The organism is Kitasatospora sp. NPDC093102 (assembly GCF_040683915.1).
Classification (GTDB): domain Bacteria; phylum Actinomycetota; class Actinomycetes; order Streptomycetales; family Streptomycetaceae; genus Kitasatospora.
On sequence record NZ_JBFBFA010000070.1, the window covers coordinates 1 to 18,307 of the forward strand.

An 18,307-nucleotide genomic window follows, 5' to 3' on the forward strand; every position below is an offset into this window, starting at 1 on the left:
CTCCCCGCTGGCTGCCCACAGCCGGCCACCCCGACACCACGGCCACCCAAACGCTGCTGGTCATCGAGCTACAGACCGGTTCACCACCACGCTCTGAACAGCAGTCCCAGATTCTGCAAGTCCAGTGGTCAACACATGATCAATTGACAAGATCTTTCAAAACCGCCGGGACGGAGCACCCGGGCGCGGACCGCCTTGCGTATGCGGGCGTTCACGCTCTCGATCGCGTTGGTCGTGCAGACGACCCGGCGGATCTCCGCGTCGAACTGGAGGAATGGCACGAACTCGGCCCAGGCGTTCGACCAGAGCCGAACGATCGCCGGATACTTGGCGCCCCATTCCTCCTGGAACTCCAGGAAGCGCTCCTCGGCGGCATCGGCGGTCGCTGCGGTGTAGATCGGCTTGAGCGCGCGGGAGATCTTTTCCCAGTCCTGGCGGGCCGCGTATCGAAACGATGCCCGCATGAGGTGAAGCTGTCAAAGAACAACATGGTGGTCTTCGGAGTCGTGGGCGTGTGTCGACGCCAGGAGATCGGCTGCGTTGGCGTATCGGCGTTCGGCGGGAGTGATGACCAGGCCGTGGTCGTCGAGAACGGGTAGGACGTCGTTGATCGCATTCCACAGGGTGCTGCGGCAGACACCGAACAGTTCGGCGAGGGTGTCGAGGCTGCAGATGCGGCGCCGGTAGAGGATCGTGGCGAGGATCCGGTCGCCGTCGGTGATTTTCTGCCGGAACACGCCGCCGCGAGTGCCGGGACGGCGGTCGCCGCCACGGTGGCGATATCGACGCTTCTCGATCGCGGCCGCGTAGGGCACGATCAGTTCTTCGAGCAGGCCGTGCAAGGCTTCGCGGGTCATGCCGGTCAGTGCCGGGGTGGTGAGCGCATGGCGACTCGGTTCCATCGGGTGCTGGTCCGGGTCGGCCTGGGTGATGAAGGCGCGCAGATCCCGGGCGTGGGTGAAGTAGCGGACGACAGTCGGCGCGATGGTGATCTTGTGCTCGTCCAGGAGCTGTCGGGTGGCCTTGATGGCCTGGCCGATGGTGACCGGGTTGATTCCGAGCAGGTCGCACAACACCTTCTGCGAGCAGACCTGTCGCAGGTAGACCACAGTGACCAGGACCTCGTCCGCGCTGGAGAGCAGGGATCGGTTGCGGCCGGTCGTGGCGACTCGCCTGCCGCCGCGCAGGACGTAGCGCCGCTGCTCGCGCCGGGCCTCCTGGCCGGAGGCGAGCCGGGCCCGCAGCGCGTCCAGTTCGGTGCCGGTCATACCGGTCAGGCGGAGGTCGGCCAGCATCCGCAGGGTCTGCGTGCGGGCAGCGGCGCGCTCGTCGGCACTCTGCGGTGGTTGGGCGGGGTTGTCGCCGGCGGTAGGCGCGAGGCTGTAGTTCCACTTCCCGTGCTGGTCGTGGGCGGTGATCGGCAGAGCCTGCAGTTGTTCGCGGCTGACCTGGATGCCGGTCGGGTAGGAGCCGGTGTCGAGCGCGGCCTCGACACGCAGCCCGGCCCGGGTCCGTGTCGCGGCGATGGTGTTGACGACGACCTCGTGGCTGGTCAGCGGCCTGCTGCGCCAGTTCATGGTGATGTGCGAGAAGAGCCGGTGCTCGATTTTGTTCCATTTACTTGTTCCCGCAGGAAAGTGGCAGACCGTGATCGTGAGTCCGGATTCGGCGGCGAATGCTGCCAGTTCGGCCTTCCACAGCCGGTAGCGGTAGCTGTTCGAGCCGCCCGCGTCCGCGGTGATCAGCAGCCGTGTCGCGGTCGGATAGTCGAGCGAGCCGCGTGCCTGCCACCAGCGGCGGATCGAGGCGACCGCGAACGCGGAGGTGTCGTGGTCGACACCGACGTTCACCCAGCCGGTGTTCGCGGTCATGTCGTAAATCCCGTACGGGACCGCTGTCTCCACGTGCGGGCCCGCGAAAAAGCTGTGGTCCTCGACCTGGACCGGGTCGCCTTTGGGCCGCCACTCCTGCCCGGCCATCGGCAGCAGTCCCACCTGCTCCTTCTTCTTCGAATCGACACTGATCACCGGCTCGCCCACAGCCTGGTGCTCTTTGACCTGCTCGTTGATGTAGCGGAACTGCGCGTCGCGGTCTGGGTGTTGCTCGCCTTCCAGGGTCTTGGCGGTGCCCTGCAGGCTGAACCCGTTCTCCTTCAGCAGTCGCCCCACCGTGGGCGCGGTCACCCGGTGTCCTTGCCAGGACAGCTCGGCGGCCAGGTGCCGTAACGACTTCGTCGTCCAGCGCAACGGCGACATCGGATCCCCGCGCTCGTCCGGCTCGACCAACCCCAGCAGGGCGGGGACCAGGGACGAGTCGACGGCTTCGGCCCGCAACCGCCCGCCACCGGGGCGACGGACTCGCCCCTCGGACAGCGGCTCAGCACCGTCTTCGAGTTCGAATACGCCCCTGCGGACGGTGGTCTCGCTAACTCTGGCGGTCCGCGCGACCAGGCGCACGCCCCCATGGCCGAGCAGACGGGCCTCGGTCGCCATGGCCAGGCGTCGCTGACGCTCATTCAAGTGCGGTAGCAGGACCTCGAAGCGCTGGGCGAGCTGCAGGCGGGCCTCGTCAGATATGCGCATACCACATCAACGACACAGTTCCCGGGAAGCAACGTGTTGTTCCCTTACGGCTTCAGGTGGACCACGCAGGTCTGGGTGATGGCCTGCGGCCAGACCGCCGAGATGGCGTCCGGCAGGCCCTTGAGCCCGTCGCAGACGACCATGCACACGTCTTCGATGCCGCGGTTCTTGATCTCGGTCAGGACCTGGAGCCAGTACTTGGCGCCCTCCCCGCCGTCGCCGGCCCACAGTCCGAGGATCTCGCGGGTGCCGTCCACCGTCACCGCGAGGGCGACGTAGATCGGTCGGTTGGCGACCTGCCCGTCGCGGACCTTCACGTGGATGCAGTCGATGAAGACCACCGGGTAGATCGCGTCGAGCGGGCGGTTCTGCCATTCGGACATCCCGTCCATGACCTTGTCGGTGATGGTGGAGATGGTCGACTTGGACACGCTCGCCCCGTAGACCTCGGCCAGATGCGCGGAGATGTCACCGTGCGTCAGTCCCCTTGCGGACAGGGACAGCACCATCTCGTCGACGCCGGTCAACCGTCGTTGGCGCTTCTTGACGATCTGCGGCTCGAAGCTGCCCTCACGGTCGCGGGGCACCTCGATCTCGACTGGTCCGACGTCCGTCAGCACGGTTTTGGAGCGGACGCCGTTACGGCTGTTGCCGCTGCCCGCGCCGGCCCGATCGTGCTTCTCGTATCCGAGGTGGTCGGTGATCTCGCCCTCCAGGGCGGACTCCAGCACCCGCTTGGTCAGCTGCTGCAGCAGTCCGCCCTCACCGGTCAACTGGAGCCCGCTCGCGCGAGCCCGGTCGACCAGCTGCCCGATCAACTGATCGTCCAGCAGGTCCGCCGACAGCTCGACCGGCCGAACCTCTTCAACCGCCTCAACCGAGGCAGTCACGTCGCTCATCAGGTGCTCTTCCTTGATCGGGAGATACACCGGTCACCGTACAGACCCGTCAGTGCCCGTCTGCTTCACAACAGGCCTCGTTGAGGCCAGGTTGTCCGCGACCCCCTGGTGCGATACCGACACGCCGCACGGCAACACCCGATCGAAGGCAAACCACCGCTGTGGTGTTTCACCACACGCCGAACCCCGGCACCATCGCCCCACCATCGACCTGGACATTCGGCCCGGGACGTTCACCGGCCACGCCCCGCACACGATGTCGAGTAGACGAAGACCGCTCGAGCAAGCAACCATGCCCCAGTGAGCAGCATCATCACGTTCTTCCTCGCACCGAGCCACGAAGCCGCGGCCGCGGTCGTCGAACACGGCCCCGACGGGATCTTCGAATCCCGGACGTGGGGCAACTTCGATCCCGAGGAGGCCATGATCGAGTGGGAGAGCTTCCTGACCGGCCGGAGCTTCGACGAGCTCCTCGATGATGGCGAGCCCGAAACCGTCGCCGACCCCGATGACGGCCACGGGCCCGTCGTCCTCGCCGCCTCCCGCACGCTTCAGGAAGCACTCGCCGGCACCGATCGTTCCCGCCTCGTCCAGACCAGTCGGCTCTGGGTAGAGAAGCAGGCACCAGAAGGCAAGAAGATCGACCAGGAGATCGCCGAGGAAGTCCTTAACTCCCTCGCCCGACTGGCACGCGGCATCCACGGACACGACGACCGCCTGTACTGCTGGACAGCCTGACACCCTCGGAGCGGTGTTCCGGCCGCGGGAGCCATGCACCGGCCCCGTGATAACGATCGGCGTCAGCTTTTCACCGCGATACGGCGGAACGCTTCACCACCGTCCCGGCCCCACCCCTTCACCACACCCCACCCCGAAACAGCCCGCCACCAGCCACAACACACCACCCCGAGCCGGTGAACAACCACGCCGAACCCCAGTGAAAACCACACGCCGATCATCACCACCCCAGCGAGCTGGCGGCTGAAGGGAATCTGACGTACCAGCACTGAAAACAGCCTGCCGCCTAACACACATCCAACGTAGTATCGGGGGCGCTGGCAGGCCGGTGTCCGGCAGGACTGGACGCCGTGGCCCGCTTGGCCAACCACAGAGGGGGAATTTTGATGATCCGTCGCTATGCCATCATCGCCGCAGCCACGGTGCTGGCCACCATCGCAGCATCCGCCGAGGCGTTCGCGGGCACCATTGGCAACTGCCCGTGACCTGAGCATCTGCGGGCCGGTTCCTTCCCAGAGCTGGCCCGCAGTGCTGTGTGGTCAGCAGGTGAGCGTTTCTGAACCCCCGGCACCAGCAGAGCCGGTAGCTTGGTCGCAGGGCCGGTGTCCGGCAGGACTGGACGCCGTGGCCCGCTTGGCCAACCACAGAGGGGGAATTTTGATGATCCGTCGCTATGCCATCATCGCCGCAGCCACGGTGCTGGCCACCATCGCAGCATCCGCTGAGGCGTTCGCGGGCGCCGTTGGCAACTGCCCGTGACGTGAGCATCTGCGGGCCGGTTCCTTCCCGGAGCTGGCCCGCAGTGCTGTGCGCGCGGTCAGCAGGTAAGCGAGCTGCGCGGCTCCGCGCGGGTTTCGGGGGCTACGGCTGCTGAATTCGGGCGCCCCGGATCACGGTCAGGGCCTCCTGCGGCGTTCGCGGACAGCCGTTTCGTCGTCGGCCCACCGGACCGCGGACGGGCTGCTCGGCTGGGTGCCAGTCCTGTAGTGGGCGATCTCGCGGCAGTACGCGTGGTCACCACCGGCACCGAGGTCGGCCAGGCGGTCGAACGCTTCCCGGGCTTCGGCTTCTTCTCCGCGGACGGCATGACGGCCGGGCTACGCGAGGCGATGGACGACGTCCGACGCTCCGTGGCAGTGCTCGCCGCCCGAGTCCGTGACGCGCACGTCGCCCGCTCCCGGCCGCGATCCACGGGGCCGTCGCCGCTGGCACCGGCCCGTCTCGCACGCGAGACACCGACCCAGCCGCCGCGGCCGCACCTCGGCCCACCGCAGCTGGAAGGGCTGGGACAGGACCGCGGTGACGGCCCGCCGTTCTCCTCCGGGCCCGTCGCTGCCACAGGTCAGCCGCACCTCCGGGTAGCCAGTGGTGTCTGCCGGTTCCAGCGACGTCTCCGGCGGTCCACCGGCCTCGGCGGAGAACGGCTGAACGACCACGGACGTCCCTCTGCTCCTGTGCGGTGAACTGGTCATACGGCTGGCTGGCGGCTCCTCATCGGAGCCCCTTCTCCATGGGCAGCAGCATGACGGCGGCCGCTCACTGATCGGGGCCGCGCGCGGTGCTCACCGCGACCCCGCCCCGGGGGGTGGCCGACCCTTCGGGTTCCGGGAGCACATCGGGGCCCGCCGGAAACCACGACGTGGATTGCTTGCCGTACACCCCGAGACCTCCGAGCCTGACACCAAGTAGACATCAGGCGGCATGCATACCAACCAGTCTTGTGATGTATCACTGGCCGCCGGAAACTCGCCCATACGGTCGCGCCCGCCCGCTGGCTCCGCTCCCGGGCGCGCCGTGGGCGAGCACACGACGCGGGCGACCGCGAGGGAAACCCCTCGGCCATGGTCTGCCGAATAGGCGGTCCAGTCGGTCGGCGACATGACCCGTCTGCCGACCGAGGAGGGCTGGCTCTACCTGGCCACCGCGAACCTCCGGCCGGACCAGCGCGCAGTTCGCTGCGATCGTCGCGCCCCAGTCGTGCCCGACGATCGCCGCGGACCGCTCCCCCAGGGCGTGCACCACCGCTGCGGCGTCCTCGGCCAGTCCGGGCATCCGGTACCCGGCCACGGCCTGGAGCCGGGAGGAACGGCCGTACCCGCGGACGTCTACCGCGACCGCCCGGTATCCGGCGGCGGCCAGCGCCGGCGGTTGGTGACGCCAGGAGTACCAGGACTCGGGGATGCCGTGCACGAGCAGCACCAGCGGCCCGCTGCCCTGCTCCACCAGGTGGATACGCCCCGCCGGAGCATGGACCAGCCGGTGCGTGTAAATCCGCCGCCTGCTGCGACACGAACCCTCCGAGGCTGTTGATCCGTGTGCGCCGGGCCGGCGTGGTGGCACCGAACTACGGCTACGGACCGATCCTGTCGTGCCCACCGCGACTGCAGCCGGCTTTGTTGCCGGTTCGGCAAACCCTGTCAGCGCCCATGGCCGGCGTCGGAGTCCGGCCGGTCCAGTGATGGCGCGGCCTCAGCCGGCCCCCGGCGCCAGTGCGGCCGCCAGGGCCTCCCGCGACCTCGACCGTGCCGCTCAGCGGGTGGACGGGCGGGAGTCGGTGGCCACCCTCCGGAGCACGTCCGTCAGCCCCGCGAGGTCCTGGCCAGCGAAGTGGTCGACGAGATTCCGGCGCACGCTGACCAGGAACGCCGGCCAGGCCTGCTCCAGACGCGCGAATCCGGCGTCGGTGAGGATGGCGTTCCAACCGCGCCCGTCCCCGGCGCACTTGGCGCGCTCGGCCCAGCCCTGCTTCTCCAGCCGACTGACGACCCGAGTCATCCCGCTGAGGGACAGACTGCAGGCAGCGGCGAGTTCGTTCATCCGCATCAGCCTCTCCGGGGCCTCGGAGAGGTGCATCAGGGGCGTGTACTCGGAGAGCGGCAGTCCTGCCTCGCGAACGATGTCGGCGTCGACCGCGCGCGGCAGCGCCAGCATGACGCGGCTCAGCTCGCGGACGAACGCCTCCTCGGTGGGGTCGAGCGACTGCGGCGGCTGGTCAGTAGTGGCCATTCCCCCACCTTAGCTCCTTGACGCGTCAAGGAATCACCCCCCAACTCCTTGACGCATCAAGCACATCGGGTATGTACTTCACCCGTCAAGGATTTTGCTTGACGTGACAAGTACCGGACTCGGGGGTGCCCTCAGCGGCTCCGGGTGACCCAGGAATGCTCAGGAAGGACGGACGCACGGCCATGACCATGACCAGGATCGCCATCATCCTCGGAAGCACCCGCCCCGGACGCAACGGCGAGGCCGTCGCCCGCTGGGTGCACGAGAACGCCACCCGCCGCACCGACGCACAGTTCGAACTCGTCGACCTGCAGGACCACGAACTCCCGCTGTTCGACGAGCCCCTCCCGCCCTCCTTCGGGCGCTACACCAAGCCGCACACCCAGGCCTGGGCGGAACGGATCGCGAGCTTCGACGGCTTCGTGATCGTCACCCCCGAGTACAACCACTCGGCGCCCGCGGCACTGAAGAACGCCCTCGACTTCCTCCATGCCGAGTGGGCCAACAAGGCCGTCGGCTTCGTCAGTTACGGCTCCACCGGTGGCACCCGCGCCGTCGAACACCTTCGCCTCGTCGTCGGCGAGCTCCAGATGGCGGACGTGCGCTCCCAGGTCGCCCTCTCCCTCTTCACCGACTTCGAGGAGTTCAGCACCTTCAAGCCGGCCGCCGCGCAGCTCGACACCCTCACCTCCGTCCTCGACCAGGTCATCGCCTGGGCCGACGCCCTCGCCCCGCTGCGCACGGTGTCCGACACCGACGCGTCCTCCCACCCCTCCCCCGAGCAGGTCGCCGCCGCGTTCTACGGCAGCTACAACGGGGACCTGGCCGACGGGTTCGAGCGGTACATCGCGAAGGACCTGGTCCTCCACGGCTTCGACGGCCCTGACGAGCGCTCGGCCTGGCTCGCGGGCGACCTCGAACTGAAGGCGTCGCTCACCGGCTACCGGCTGGACGTCCTCGACCACATCGCACAGGGGGACAAGGTCGTCACGCGCTGGGTCATCAACGGCGTCCACACGGGGACGATCCTCGGCATCCCGCCGTCCGGCCGCGAGGTCCGGCTCAGCGGCATCTCCATCGACCGAGTAGTGGACGGCCAGTCCGTCGAGCACTGGTCAGAGGGGAACTTCGGCCGGTTCCTGGACCTGCTGCGCGGCGAAGCAACCGCGAACATCCGTTAGCAGAACGTGAATTGACTAACACTACAGAAGGGGGCAGGACATGGGGCAGCACAGCGGCTGGCGCGGCCCGGCCGGCGAAGCGAAGGACCTCGTGCGGGCGTTCTACGAGAGTTACGCCCACCGGGACCTGCCGAGGTCCTTCGAGCGATACATCCACCCGGACGCCGTCATGCACGTCCCGGGCTTCGACCGCGACTCCTGGCTGGAGTTCGACAGCGGCCTGGTGGCAGCCTTCGACGATCTCGCCATCACGGTGTTCGACCAGGTCGCCGAGGGCGACAAGGTGGCGACTCGCTGGCTCCTCGGTGGACACCACACCGGCCGGTTGCTCGACATTCCCCCGTCCGGCCGGTACGCCTCCTTCACGGCGACGACGGTCGACCGGGTGGAGGACGGGAAGATCATCGAGCACTGGGCCGACGCGGACTTCACGGCCTTCCTCCAGGAGCTGGCGGCGCGGCAGCAGCCGTAGCGGTGCCGAGCGCCGCCGGGCATCGCCGGGGCCTGCCCCGCCGGGTCGTGTCGTGCTGGGCCCTCCTGCCCGGGGCGGTGTCCGGGCGCCCCTTGCCCGTCCACCGCTCCTGGACCAGCATGTGTCGAAGCATCCGGCAGGCCGAACAAGAGGACTCTTCCCATGCGCGAGGAGAGAGAGTTTCAGGCTCAGCCCGGCCAGACGGCGCGGCGCTCCGTCCCCGCCGGGCCCGGCCCCACCGTGACCGACCGCGCCACCGGTCGCGCCCCGGGCCGGCTGACCCCCGGGGCCGCCCGGGCCTTGCAGGCGACAGTCGGCAACACGGTTGTGGCACGGATGGTCGCCAAGGAGGCGCGCGCACGAAGGCGTGTCCGCGCACGGCACTTCCGGCGCCGTTCAGCGCTCCCCTGCCGAAGAGCAGGCCCCCGCGAGGCCGGTCAGTCCACCGTTGCCCTTGCCGGCCGCCGGCACACCGGAAACCGCTGAGGCGCGTGAACTCGGTGTGGCACTCACGGAAGCCGCCGCCGCGAAGATCGAGACCCTCCTCGCACAGGAAGGCGAGGAGGGTCTCGCACTGCGCTTCTTCGTGAGCGGCGGTGGCGCCAGCGGCCCCCAGTACGGGCTCACCCTTGACAACCAGCAGGACGGCGACGTCGTCAAGGTCTGCCACGGCGTCCAGGTCGTCGTCGACAGCATGTCCGCGGGCTATATCGAGGGCACCGTCATCGACTACAGGACCGGGGACGGGGGTGAGGGCTTCGTCGTCGACAACCCGAACACCCGTAACTCCTAGGCTCCCTCGCAGAACGACTGGCGACGCGAGCTGCGGTTCGGGTGCCGCGTCCAACTCGGTCGTGCGTGACGGAGCGTTCCGCACCCTGCACACCCAGATCCGCCGGCGACCCCGGAGTATGGCCTTCGGAGACTCAACTGCGCCTGGGATCAAGCTCTTTCGAGAACGGGAGGCACAGGGTGACGGCGGCGAGGGCTGCGGCCAGAGCGATGCCGGCGGCGAGCAGCAGCGCCTGGTGGTAGCCGTGGTGGAGCAGCGGTGCGACGACCGGCGGGCCGAGGAGCTGGCCGACCGAGTAACCGCCGGTCAGTAGCGCGACCGAGCGCGGCTGGCGCATCCGGGCACCTGTGGCGAGGGCCAGTGCGCTGACGCCGATGAACGTTCCACCGAAGAGCAGTGCCGAGAGCAGTGCGGGGGCCACCGAGCCGGTGAGGGCCGGCAGGGCGATGCCGACCGCCTGGACGACGAGTGCGGTGACCAGCAGGGCGGGATGGGACCAGCGGCGTGCCAGGCGGGCCCAGAGCGCCGAGGACGGTACGGCCGCCAGGCCGACCAGGATCCAGGCGCTGCTGCCGGCCCAGCCCGGGGCGCTCTGGTCGATCGCGAAGACGAGGAAGGTGCCGGCGATGATGTAGCCGATGCCCTCCAGGGTGTAGGCGGTGAGGAGGACGGTGAATCGGCGGTGCGTTCCCGCCGTAGCGTCACCGGCTTCATTCCGTGGGACCGGAGCCGGGACCGGGGCCGGGCGCAGGTTCCATGAGGCGGCGGCGCACACGGCGGTGAGGCCGGCTGCCGCCCACCAGGCGGTGCGCCAGTCCGCCATGGAGCGCAGCACCAGAACGAGCAGGCCGGAAAGCGCGATGCCGGCGCCGATGCCCTGCGAGGCACCGGTGATGACGGCGACCTTCTGGCCCAGGATTTGCGCGCTCATGACATACCTCCGGGATGCGGCCGAACGTCGGCTCGGTGGCGGGGTGGGATGCCTCGACCTCGGCAGCGGCCGCCGGTCGATGCCTCGACAGTAGGAGGCACGGGCCGGGGCGGGCAACGCCGAACCGGCCCGTCCCCGGGACCGGCTTCCTCTCTGGTGCGAGGCCCAGCCTTCCAACCCTGGTCAGCGGCTTCGAGGTGACCGTTCCGGCAGATCGTCAGGCGGCCAGTAGCCCGGTCGAGAGCCGCCACAGGCGGGCGGCCTTGTCCGGGTCGAGCGCGTACTCGGCGATGCCGCGCCGCACACCTGGCCGGTGGGGGACGGCTTCCCGGCAATCCTCGAAGTAGCGGCCCGTCACTCCTTCGACGAGGGGCGAGCCGGCGAGCAGCGCGGAGGTGGCTGCACCCTGTTCGGCGTTCTTCCAGGACACGTCCGTGCTGTTCGCCTCGAAGGAGGCGGGGGCGGATTCCAGGCCGCCGCCCATGTGGCGGGCCAGGCCGGTGCCAGGGATCCGGCCGGGGTTCAGCGCGTTGACGGCGATCCGGTCGGGAGCCCAGCGCCTGGCGGCCTCGACGGCGAAGAGCACGTTGGCGGTCTTGGACTGGGCGTAGGCGGCCCACGGATCGTACGGGCGACGCAGGAAGTGGGGGTCGTCGAAGAGGACGCCGCCGTTGAGGTGGCCGACCGAGCTGACCGACACCACCCGGGCGCCGCCGGCGGCGGCCAGCGCGGCGTGCAGGCCGGTGGCCAGGGCGAAGTGGCCGAGGTGGTTGGTGGCGAACTGCAACTCCCAGCCCTCCGGAGTCCGCAGTTCGGGGGTGGCCATGACGCCCGCATTATTCACCAGGACGTGAAGCGCGCCCTGCCAGGAGGCCGCGAACCGCGCGACGGACCCTCGGTCCGCCAGGTCGAGTGCGGCGACCAGGATACGGCGGTTGCCGGTGGTGTCCGTGATCTGCCGGGCGGCGGCGAGGCCGGCCCGGGTGTCGCGCACAGCCAGGGTCACCTCGGCACCGCTCGCGGCCAGCGCGCGGGCGGTCTCCAGCCCGATGCCGGAGGCACCCCCGGTGACGACGGCGCGCCGACCGGTGAGATCGACGCCGCCCAGGACATCCCTGGCGGTCGACGCCGCTCCGAATGGGGTGGTGATCAGTGCGTTGCCGGTCATCGGGATTCCTCCGGATCGCGGTGGGGCTGGATGCCGTCCAGCCAAGCACCGGCCAGGGCGGGCCGAGGCGCCACAACGGGCACGGCACGTGCCGGGGTCCGGCAGTACCCCTCTCGGCGCCGGGGCGACGGCGCGGCGGCCGTACCGTGGAGAGCATGAGCGCGCACCCGCCCCAATCGGGCGACAACGGCGAACTGCGGGAGTTCCTGCGCACCCGCCGGGCCCGCCTCACACCCGCCGAGGCCGGGCTCGCCCCGTCCGCAACCGTGCGGCGGGTGCCGGGGCTGCGGCGCGAGGAGGTCGCCCAGCTGGCGGGGGTCAGCGTGGACTACTACGTGCGGCTGGAACGCGGCCGGCAGTCCAACGTCTCCGAAGCCGTGCTGGACTCCCTGGCCCGCGCCCTGCGGCTGACCGACGACGAGCGCGAGCACCTGTACGCCCTGGCCCGTCCCTCGCGCACCCACCGGCCCAGGCCCCTCACCCCGCAGCGGGTACGGCCGGCCGTGTACCGCATCCTCGACACCCTGACCGAGGTACCCGCCCTGGTCATCGGCCGCCGCACGGACGTACTGGCCGCCAACCAGCTGGCCCGCGCCCTGTACGTCGACTTCGAGGCCCTGCCGCGACGCGAGCGCAACATGGCCAGGTTCACCTTCCTGGACCCCAGGGCTCGCTCGCTCTACGCGGACTGGCAGGCCGTGGGCCGCGCCGCAGTGGCCGCGCTCCACCTCTCCGCAGGCCGACACCCGCACGATCCCCAACTGGCCGAACTGGTCAGCGAACTCTCCCTGCGCGACACGGACTTCCGCCGCTGGTGGGCCGAGCACGACGTCCGACGCCGGACGTACGGCGCCAAACACTTCCACCACCCGGTCGTCGGCGACCTCCGCCTCGACTACGAGGCCCTCGCCGTCACCGGCGACGACGAACAGACCCTCGGCATCTACACCGCCGAACCCGAATCCCCGTCCGCCGACGCGCTACGCCTGCTGGCGGCCTGGACAGCGCAACCGTCTCTTCCGGGCCCGCCCGACACCCGGGCTTCGACACCGTCCTGACCGCACGCCGGAGACGGAGGACTCGGAGTCCGGGTGACAAGCGGGCAGCCCGGACGTCCATGTCTCCACCCGGTCGGTCAACGTACGCATTCGGGCCAACCAACGGCCGGGGGATGCCGTGGCGGCGTTCGAACGCGGCGGCGAAGGGGAAGTCTGACGCGTGCCCCAGCGAGTGCGCGACCGAGGGAGTCGGTGCCGCCGACGCGTCGGGCCACTGCCGTCCGCCTCCGCGGGTTCAATCCACTCGACACGGCCAGCAGGTGATCATCTGGTCGGCGACGGTGTGGAGCGCTTCGCGCGGCACACCCGAGGCGGCCTGGACGGCGAGCCCTTGGACGAGCGTGACCAGGAGCCGCGCGAAGGCCGAGGGGTCGGAGCCGGGAGGCAGGCCGTCGGCGGCGGAGAAGGACCTCAGCCGGTCGGCCAGGCACGTCACCCCGTCCTCCCGGAGCCTGGCCAGGTACTCGCGGACCTCGGCCGAGCGAGGACTCACGGCGAGCGCGCCCTGCACGACCAGGCAGCCGTGCGGGGTGCTCTCCCCGGCGACCGCCTCCACGGCGGAGTACAGGAACGTTCGCGCCAGGGCCTCGGCGGTCGGCTGGTCGAGGGCTGCCTGCAGATAGGCCCCAGGCCCGGCCATGTAGCGTTCGACGGCCTTCCGGAAGAGGGCCTCCTTGTCCCCGAACGCCGCGTAGATGCTGGGGGCGCTCATCCCCATGGCCGCCGTGAGCTCGGCCATGGCGGTGCCCTCGTAGCCCCGGGTCCAGAAGGTCAGCATGGCCGCTTCCAGCGCGAGTTCGGGGTCGTAGCCGCGAGGCCGACCACCCGGCATGAGCCTTCCCTTCTCCCGCCCACGGGCGTCTCGGCGGCCCCTGCGGAGAGCGGGACCCTCCCCCAGCCTATCGACGGTGCCGTTGACACGTCCCCACGGGCACGGAATAGTTTAGTAACGATCGTTAGGATACTCCGCTCAGCAACCAAGGAGAGGTCATGAGCCTGATCGATCCCTACGCGACGGACCCCCGGTACACCAGGCGCGGCGCGGTCTACGTGCCCTCCGGACAGGGGGAGACGGCCTGGGTGTTCGCCGACACCTACACCCTCAAGGTCGGCGGCCAGGAGACCAACGGGGCGCTGACGTTCCTGGAGGCGACGGTGCCGCCCGAGGGCGGGCCCGCGCCGCACGTCCACAACGACCACGACGAGGCGTTCTACGTGATCTCCGGGGAGCTGGAGTTCCTCAACGGCGACGAGACCGTGACCGCCGGGCCCGGCGGATTCTTCTTCGTCCCGCGCGGCACCCGGCACCGCTTCCGCAACCGCGGCTACCACGCGGCCAAGATGATCTTCTTCTTCACCCCGGGCGGCATGGAGGAACTGCTCCTCGCCGGCGCCACACCGGCCGAACCGGGAGTGGCGCCCCCCATCCGGGAGCTCAGCATCGGGGAGCCCCCGACCGAGCTGATGGAGCGCTACGCCACGGAGATCCTCCCCGACCCCAGCTAGAACCTCCGAGGCGACCCGGCCGCCCGCAACGCGATCCCGCGCGGCCCGGGCGGCCGAGCCCGGTCGGTGCCGTCCGGGCGGCACCGACCCTCCCCACGTCCGACGGCCAGTGCATCCCCGCAGGAGGACACGCATGCCCACCGAACCAGCAGCAACCGAATCGATCGAGCACGGCTTCGCCCGTGTCAACGGAGTCCGCCTGCACTACGTGAGCAGCGGTTCGGGCGAGCCGCTCGTGCTGCTCCCGGGCTGGCCCCGCACCTGGTGGCAGTACCGCACGATGATCCCCCTGCTCGCGCCGCACTTTCGGGTGATCGTCTGCGAGTACCGGGGAATGGGCGAGTCCCAGAAGCCCGATTCGGGGTACGACAAGGCCACCATGGCGCGCGACGTCCACGAGCTCGTCCGGCACCTGGGCCATGAACGGGTCTACGTCGCAGGTGAGGACGTCGGATCCTGGGTCGCCTACTTCTTCGCCGCCCAGTTCCCCGAGAGCACCGCCGCGCTGGCGATGTGGGAACCCGGGGCACCGACGAGCGAACTGGGAGACCTTCCCGCCCTGCCCGCACCGAACGGGTTGAACGCGTGGCACCTGGGCTTCAACCAGCTCGGCGAGCTTCCTGAGCGACTGCTCGCGGGCCGCTACCGGCCCCTCGTCGACTGGTCCGCCGATCTGCTCACCGCCTCCCCCGAGAGCATCGACGAGAAGAGCCGGGAGATCTACGCCCGCGCCTACGACTCCGTCGACGCGATCCGAGCGGTGGCCGGCTGGTACCGGACCCTCCGTGAAGACCTCCGGGTCGCGGCCGGCTTCCCCAAGCTGACCATGCCGGTTCTGGTACCCGGCGGCCGCTACCTCCCACTGTCCCGCGCCTCGAACGAAGGCCTGGCGACCGACATCCGGTTCGTCGAGATCCCCGACGCCGGCCACTTCCTCTCGGAGGAACAGCCGGAACTGCTGAGCCGCGAACTGACCGGCTTCTTCAAAGCTCGCGCAGACGCGACACCCGCCACGCCACCGTCCCCATCGGCCGGGAGCCCCACGGAGGCACACGGGTGACGGTCCGTCCCCGGCCGACTGACGGCGGACACCCGAGCCGCGGCACCAGAGCACGGCGCCTGCCGGCCCGGCTTGTCGGGTCCGGCGGCGGTCCCTCCGCGGGCACGCCTGGCGGAAGGGACCCCCGCTCCCCGCTGCTGGCGCCTACTCCCGCCCGGTGGCCGACCCGGCAGCGTACGGGTGTACGACGCTGCCGAAGTCGAACGGCGTGAACCAGTCTTCGACGCTCATCGGGGCGATTCCGAGAACCGCAGCGGCGGGGTCCTGGTCGATGCCGTCCATCGCCGGCTCATAGAGCAGTTCGTGGTCCAGGTCCTCGAACACATTCTCCCGGAACGAGACCAACGCGTCCTCGACGCCGTCGTCCAGCAGACCGTACAGGTCAAGAGTCGCCTCCGCTTCCGCAAGCAGGAGGCGCAGCAGCAGTTCCTCCGCGACGCAGCCGGGCTGCGTGAAACCCGGCCGGCTCAGGCGGCCCGTCAGCTCCACGGCCGTGACCAGGAGCTTGCGCGCGAACAGCGGCGTGTAGAAGTGAGCGAACTGCTCGGGCAGCCGGTCGAGTTGGAACATGACACCGTCACACTCGGCGACGTTGGGGTCGTTGCCGAGGCCTTCGACGTCCTCGAAGAGCTCGTCGATGAAAATGTCGATCGCGCAGACGAGCGCGCGCCGGCCCCGAGTTCCGCATCCTCGCGAGCCACGGTGAACTCCTCGTCCACCTCCTCGTCGCCGTCCAGGTCCTCCGCGGTAAATCGGCTCTCGCGCGGCGCCACCCCCTGGTCCTGCCGGGGGTGGGCCGCCGGAGAAACGCCCGGCTGCCTCGGCAGCTCAAGACCGAAGACCGCGTCACCCTGATCGACGGCCTGCTCGCCGCCGCAGTGCTGGTCGGCCGGAAACCCTCTTCGATGTCAGGTGAACCGAACCTCGCTCACGTCGATGGAGACCATGGTCTGGTCGAGGGTTGGACGGTGGTCGGCGTCGCGACGGTAGGCCCGGCGTCTGGTGGGGAGGAAGATGCCGTCGGCCTCCACAATGTCGTAGACGTACTGTGCCGCGGCGAACCCGCCCGCGATGTCGACGTGATAGTCGTGCCGGCGCAGGAGGTGGTCGGGGCCGAAGTAGAAGTCCTGCTCGGTGCTGTGGCTGGCGATGTGGGGCGGGAAGGTGGCGCGCAGTCCCCGCCAGAGTTCGTTTCCCTCCCGCCACGGTTCGATTTCGGTGACGGTGACGCCGGGCATGGACAGCAGGAAGGGGGTGGTGAGGTAGGTCCACAGTGCGTAGCCGTTGAAGTAGGCGCGGTCCAGTGGGTCCCAGGGTGTGTTGAGGTCGTGGCCGGCGAAGGACTTGCGCGGTTCGTGGCGTTCGGCCACGACGCGTCCGTCGAGTTTTTCGATGCCGATGCGGTCGGCCGTGAAGTCGGTCTTCTGGTCGGGCGCGCCGAACGGCCGCACGGAGGCGTGCTGCTCGTGCAGCCAGACGGTCATCTCCCGGGGGGTGGGGTCCTGCGGTACGCCCTTGATGGCGAACATGTCGCCACCGCTGACGAGGGTGGCGCGGACCATGCTCAGTGCATTCCAGCGGTCGAGGCCACCATGAGCCTTGAGGACCTTTGCGAGCAGTGTGTTCATGTCGGTTTCCTGGTCGGTCGTGCCGGAGGGCAGTACGTGGAGGGCGCCTCAACGCCGGTGCGCGAGGGCCGATTCGGGAACGCCCCGCCTGGCCCGGTGGTGCACGGTGGCCCCGGCGAGCAGGCTCAGTGCCAGGGTCGCTCCGGCGAGGAGGATCCCGGTGAGAGCCGGGCCTTCGGGGATTGCGGACGCGTGGATCCAGCGGATCACGAAATTGGTGCTTGCCGTCACGGGGAAGATGAAGATCCACAGGCCCGGATGGAACGAGGCCTGGCGCAGCTCCGGGAGGAGGAAGGCAACGAGGAGGACGGTGAAGAGCAGGATGCCGGCGAAGCCGTAGCCGACGGCGTCGAAGACGCCCTTGTGGGCTGCGGTCCAGGCGATGCCGCCGGTCGCCGGCGGAATGGTCAGGACGGTGAGGGCCGGGCGGGCGGGCCTGGGCAGGGGGTCGCTGGTGACGAGGCTGCCGAGGATGACGGTGCCGAAGGCCAGCCAGTACAGCAGCCCCACCGCGAAGGCCGCGTCGGCGACACCGGGCAGCCTGAGCGCCGAGGCGGTGGCGCTCGCGACGAACGGTGCGGAGGGGACGGGCAGCAGATGCCCCGGGTGCAGCACGGTCGCGCTCAGGGCGCCCGTGCACCAGTGCGCCAGCAGACGCGCGGCGATCAGGGCGGCCACGGTGACGAACACCGCGTAGACCCAGCGTGCCTCTGCAATTCCGAACCGTGAGAAGTGGCCTGCGATCAGCATGCCGATGATGGGCACGTAGGCAAGGGTGAAGCCCTGGCCGGGATGACGCAGGTCGTGGTGAAGGTTGTGCCATCGGGCGCCGCCGTGACGCAGGTACTGAGTGGTGTGCATCGTGAAGTGGCAGGTCACGGGCCTGGTGTGATTCCGTGCCCCGGTGCTCGTGCTGGTCACGCGCGGCAGTCTGCCGTGTAGATCGTCGGGCAGGGAGGTCTTCGTGGGTTCTGGCCCGTTCCAGCCCGCGATGCTCCTACGCTCCCGGGCATGGTGGACCCCGAGGTACTGGAACGGATCGCCGCGCGCTGCGCGGAATTGGACGAGCTGGAAGAACAGCTGGTCAAGCAGTTGGACGAAGTGAAGGCCGAGCGGGAGGAACTCGCAGTCGCCGAGAGGGTCCTGACGCGGATGAGCGAGCGGACAGCTGGGGAACGGGCTGCCGTCGTACCGGCGTCAGCGCAGGTCGGCGGGCGTGCGATGCTTCTGGTCCCGCACCGCGGCGACAGCGTTGACGAGACCGCGCTGCCCGACGACTACCGCC

The 18,307-nt window shown here is 69.7% G+C and carries 17 protein-coding genes and 4 pseudogenes; 9 read left to right on the forward strand and 12 right to left on the reverse strand.

Features of this window, described 5'->3' with window-relative positions; all coding sequences use genetic code 11:
- Window positions 1-128 precede the first annotated feature (128 nt).
- From AB0O11_RS37025 to AB0O11_RS37035, 3 genes and pseudogenes are all read right to left on the reverse strand, one after another.
- Window positions 129-473 (reverse strand): annotated as a pseudogene (locus AB0O11_RS37025) (transposase); the annotation flags it as partial.
- Window positions 474-476: 3 nt separating this feature from the next.
- Complete coding sequence (locus tag AB0O11_RS37030) at window positions 477-2,582, reverse strand: ISAzo13 family transposase (RefSeq protein WP_363396278.1); 2,106 nt, start codon at window positions 2,580-2,582, stop codon at window positions 477-479.
- Between the two features lie 53 nt (window positions 2,583-2,635).
- Window positions 2,636-3,481, reverse strand: a pseudogene (locus AB0O11_RS37035) (IS256 family transposase); the annotation flags it as partial.
- Window positions 3,482-3,781: 300 nt separating this feature from the next.
- On the opposite strand from AB0O11_RS37035, the gene AB0O11_RS37040 reads away from it, so the two are divergent.
- Window positions 3,782-4,219 (forward strand): hypothetical protein, encoded by a 438-nt coding sequence (locus AB0O11_RS37040; protein WP_363396281.1) that lies wholly within the window; start codon window positions 3,782-3,784, stop codon window positions 4,217-4,219.
- A gap of 62 nt (window positions 4,220-4,281) precedes the next feature.
- Here the strand turns inward: AB0O11_RS37040 and AB0O11_RS37045 are convergent, their stop codons facing one another.
- From AB0O11_RS37045 to AB0O11_RS37055, 3 genes are all read right to left on the reverse strand, one after another.
- Window positions 4,282-4,488 (reverse strand): hypothetical protein, encoded by a 207-nt coding sequence (locus tag AB0O11_RS37045; protein WP_363396284.1) that lies wholly within the window; start codon window positions 4,486-4,488, stop codon window positions 4,282-4,284.
- A gap of 1,459 nt (window positions 4,489-5,947) precedes the next feature.
- Window positions 5,948-6,490: an alpha/beta fold hydrolase gene (locus AB0O11_RS37050; protein WP_363396319.1), complete on the reverse strand. Its 543-nt coding sequence runs from the start codon at window positions 6,488-6,490 to the stop codon at window positions 5,948-5,950.
- 258 nt (window positions 6,491-6,748) lie between these two features.
- Entirely contained in the window at window positions 6,749-7,225 is a 477-nt protein-coding gene (locus AB0O11_RS37055) for a MarR family winged helix-turn-helix transcriptional regulator (protein WP_363396286.1), read from the reverse strand.
- 188 nt (window positions 7,226-7,413) lie between these two features.
- Between AB0O11_RS37055 and AB0O11_RS37060 the strand changes: the two are divergent.
- The 4 genes and pseudogenes from AB0O11_RS37060 to AB0O11_RS37075 form a co-directional block, all read left to right on the forward strand.
- Window positions 7,414-7,968, forward strand: a pseudogene (locus AB0O11_RS37060) (NAD(P)H-dependent oxidoreductase); the annotation flags it as partial.
- A complete protein-coding gene (locus AB0O11_RS37065) occupies window positions 7,969-8,406 on the forward strand; it encodes an ester cyclase (protein WP_363396322.1) in 438 nt (145 codons plus the stop codon).
- Between the two features lie 40 nt (window positions 8,407-8,446).
- Window positions 8,447-8,878 carry an ester cyclase gene (locus AB0O11_RS37070; protein ID WP_363396289.1) on the forward strand — a complete coding sequence of 144 codons (432 nt, stop codon included), beginning with the start codon at window positions 8,447-8,449 and terminating at the stop codon, window positions 8,876-8,878.
- A gap of 502 nt (window positions 8,879-9,380) precedes the next feature.
- Window positions 9,381-9,671 (forward strand): iron-sulfur cluster assembly accessory protein, encoded by a 291-nt coding sequence (locus AB0O11_RS37075; RefSeq protein WP_363396292.1) that lies wholly within the window; start codon window positions 9,381-9,383, stop codon window positions 9,669-9,671.
- 133 nt (window positions 9,672-9,804) lie between these two features.
- On the opposite strand, the gene AB0O11_RS37080 is transcribed toward AB0O11_RS37075, so the two are convergent.
- Together AB0O11_RS37080 and AB0O11_RS37085 are read right to left on the reverse strand one after the other, a co-directional pair.
- Window positions 9,805-10,602: a YbfB/YjiJ family MFS transporter gene (locus AB0O11_RS37080; RefSeq protein ID WP_363396295.1), complete on the reverse strand. Its 798-nt coding sequence runs from the start codon at window positions 10,600-10,602 to the stop codon at window positions 9,805-9,807.
- A gap of 217 nt (window positions 10,603-10,819) precedes the next feature.
- A complete protein-coding gene (locus tag AB0O11_RS37085) occupies window positions 10,820-11,770 on the reverse strand; it encodes an SDR family NAD(P)-dependent oxidoreductase (RefSeq protein ID WP_363396298.1) in 951 nt (316 codons plus the stop codon).
- Between the two features lie 155 nt (window positions 11,771-11,925).
- Here AB0O11_RS37085 and AB0O11_RS37090 point away from each other — a divergent pair, with 155 nt between their 5' ends.
- Window positions 11,926-12,828 (forward strand): helix-turn-helix transcriptional regulator, encoded by a 903-nt coding sequence (locus AB0O11_RS37090; RefSeq protein ID WP_363396301.1) that lies wholly within the window; start codon window positions 11,926-11,928, stop codon window positions 12,826-12,828.
- A 235-nt stretch (window positions 12,829-13,063) separates the two neighbouring features.
- Here the strand turns inward: AB0O11_RS37090 and AB0O11_RS37095 are convergent, their stop codons facing one another.
- On the reverse strand, window positions 13,064-13,660 hold the full coding sequence (locus tag AB0O11_RS37095; RefSeq protein ID WP_363396304.1) for a TetR/AcrR family transcriptional regulator: 597 nt from the start codon (window positions 13,658-13,660) through the stop codon (window positions 13,064-13,066).
- A gap of 158 nt (window positions 13,661-13,818) precedes the next feature.
- Between AB0O11_RS37095 and AB0O11_RS37100 the strand changes: the two genes are divergently transcribed.
- Both AB0O11_RS37100 and AB0O11_RS37105 read left to right on the forward strand, forming a co-directional pair.
- On the forward strand, window positions 13,819-14,334 hold the full coding sequence (locus tag AB0O11_RS37100) for a cupin domain-containing protein (RefSeq protein WP_363396307.1): 516 nt from the start codon (window positions 13,819-13,821) through the stop codon (window positions 14,332-14,334).
- Window positions 14,335-14,467: 133 nt separating this feature from the next.
- On the forward strand, window positions 14,468-15,394 hold the full coding sequence (locus AB0O11_RS37105) for an alpha/beta hydrolase (protein ID WP_363396310.1): 927 nt from the start codon (window positions 14,468-14,470) through the stop codon (window positions 15,392-15,394).
- 144 nt (window positions 15,395-15,538) lie between these two features.
- On the opposite strand, the gene AB0O11_RS37110 is transcribed toward AB0O11_RS37105, so the two are convergent.
- From AB0O11_RS37110 to AB0O11_RS37120, 3 genes are all read right to left on the reverse strand, one after another.
- Window positions 15,539-15,964, reverse strand: coding sequence for a hypothetical protein (locus AB0O11_RS37110; protein ID WP_363396312.1), 426 nt, complete (start codon window positions 15,962-15,964; stop codon window positions 15,539-15,541).
- A gap of 338 nt (window positions 15,965-16,302) precedes the next feature.
- Window positions 16,303-17,022, reverse strand: a complete 720-nt coding sequence (locus tag AB0O11_RS37115) for a hypothetical protein (RefSeq protein WP_363396314.1) — start codon at window positions 17,020-17,022, stop codon at window positions 16,303-16,305.
- Window positions 17,023-17,070: 48 nt separating this feature from the next.
- Window positions 17,071-17,883, reverse strand: a complete 813-nt coding sequence (locus AB0O11_RS37120; RefSeq protein WP_363396316.1) for a hypothetical protein — start codon at window positions 17,881-17,883, stop codon at window positions 17,071-17,073.
- Between the two features lie 150 nt (window positions 17,884-18,033).
- Here AB0O11_RS37120 and AB0O11_RS37125 point away from each other — a divergent pair.
- A pseudogene (locus tag AB0O11_RS37125) lies at window positions 18,034-18,307 on the forward strand (hypothetical protein); the annotation flags it as partial.

Coding starts and splice junctions, on each gene's coding strand:
- AB0O11_RS37030 (WP_363396278.1), bottom strand. CDS start 2,582: ATGCGCATATCTGACGAGGCCCGCCTGCAGCTCGCCCAGCGCTTCGAG.
- AB0O11_RS37055 (WP_363396286.1), bottom strand. CDS start 7,225: ATGGCCACTACTGACCAGCCGCCGCAGTCGCTCGACCCCACCGAGGAG.
- AB0O11_RS37070 (WP_363396289.1), top strand. CDS start 8,447: ATGGGGCAGCACAGCGGCTGGCGCGGCCCGGCCGGCGAAGCGAAGGAC.
- AB0O11_RS37080 (WP_363396295.1), bottom strand. CDS start 10,602: ATGAGCGCGCAAATCCTGGGCCAGAAGGTCGCCGTCATCACCGGTGCC.
- AB0O11_RS37085 (WP_363396298.1), bottom strand. CDS start 11,770: ATGACCGGCAACGCACTGATCACCACCCCATTCGGAGCGGCGTCGACC.
- AB0O11_RS37090 (WP_363396301.1), top strand. CDS start 11,926: ATGAGCGCGCACCCGCCCCAATCGGGCGACAACGGCGAACTGCGGGAG.
- AB0O11_RS37095 (WP_363396304.1), bottom strand. CDS start 13,660: ATGCCGGGTGGTCGGCCTCGCGGCTACGACCCCGAACTCGCGCTGGAA.
- AB0O11_RS37100 (WP_363396307.1), top strand. CDS start 13,819: ATGAGCCTGATCGATCCCTACGCGACGGACCCCCGGTACACCAGGCGC.
- AB0O11_RS37105 (WP_363396310.1), top strand. CDS start 14,468: ATGCCCACCGAACCAGCAGCAACCGAATCGATCGAGCACGGCTTCGCC.
- AB0O11_RS37110 (WP_363396312.1), bottom strand. CDS start 15,964: ATGTTCCAACTCGACCGGCTGCCCGAGCAGTTCGCTCACTTCTACACG.
- AB0O11_RS37115 (WP_363396314.1), bottom strand. CDS start 17,022: ATGAACACACTGCTCGCAAAGGTCCTCAAGGCTCATGGTGGCCTCGAC.
- AB0O11_RS37120 (WP_363396316.1), bottom strand. CDS start 17,883: ATGCACACCACTCAGTACCTGCGTCACGGCGGCGCCCGATGGCACAAC.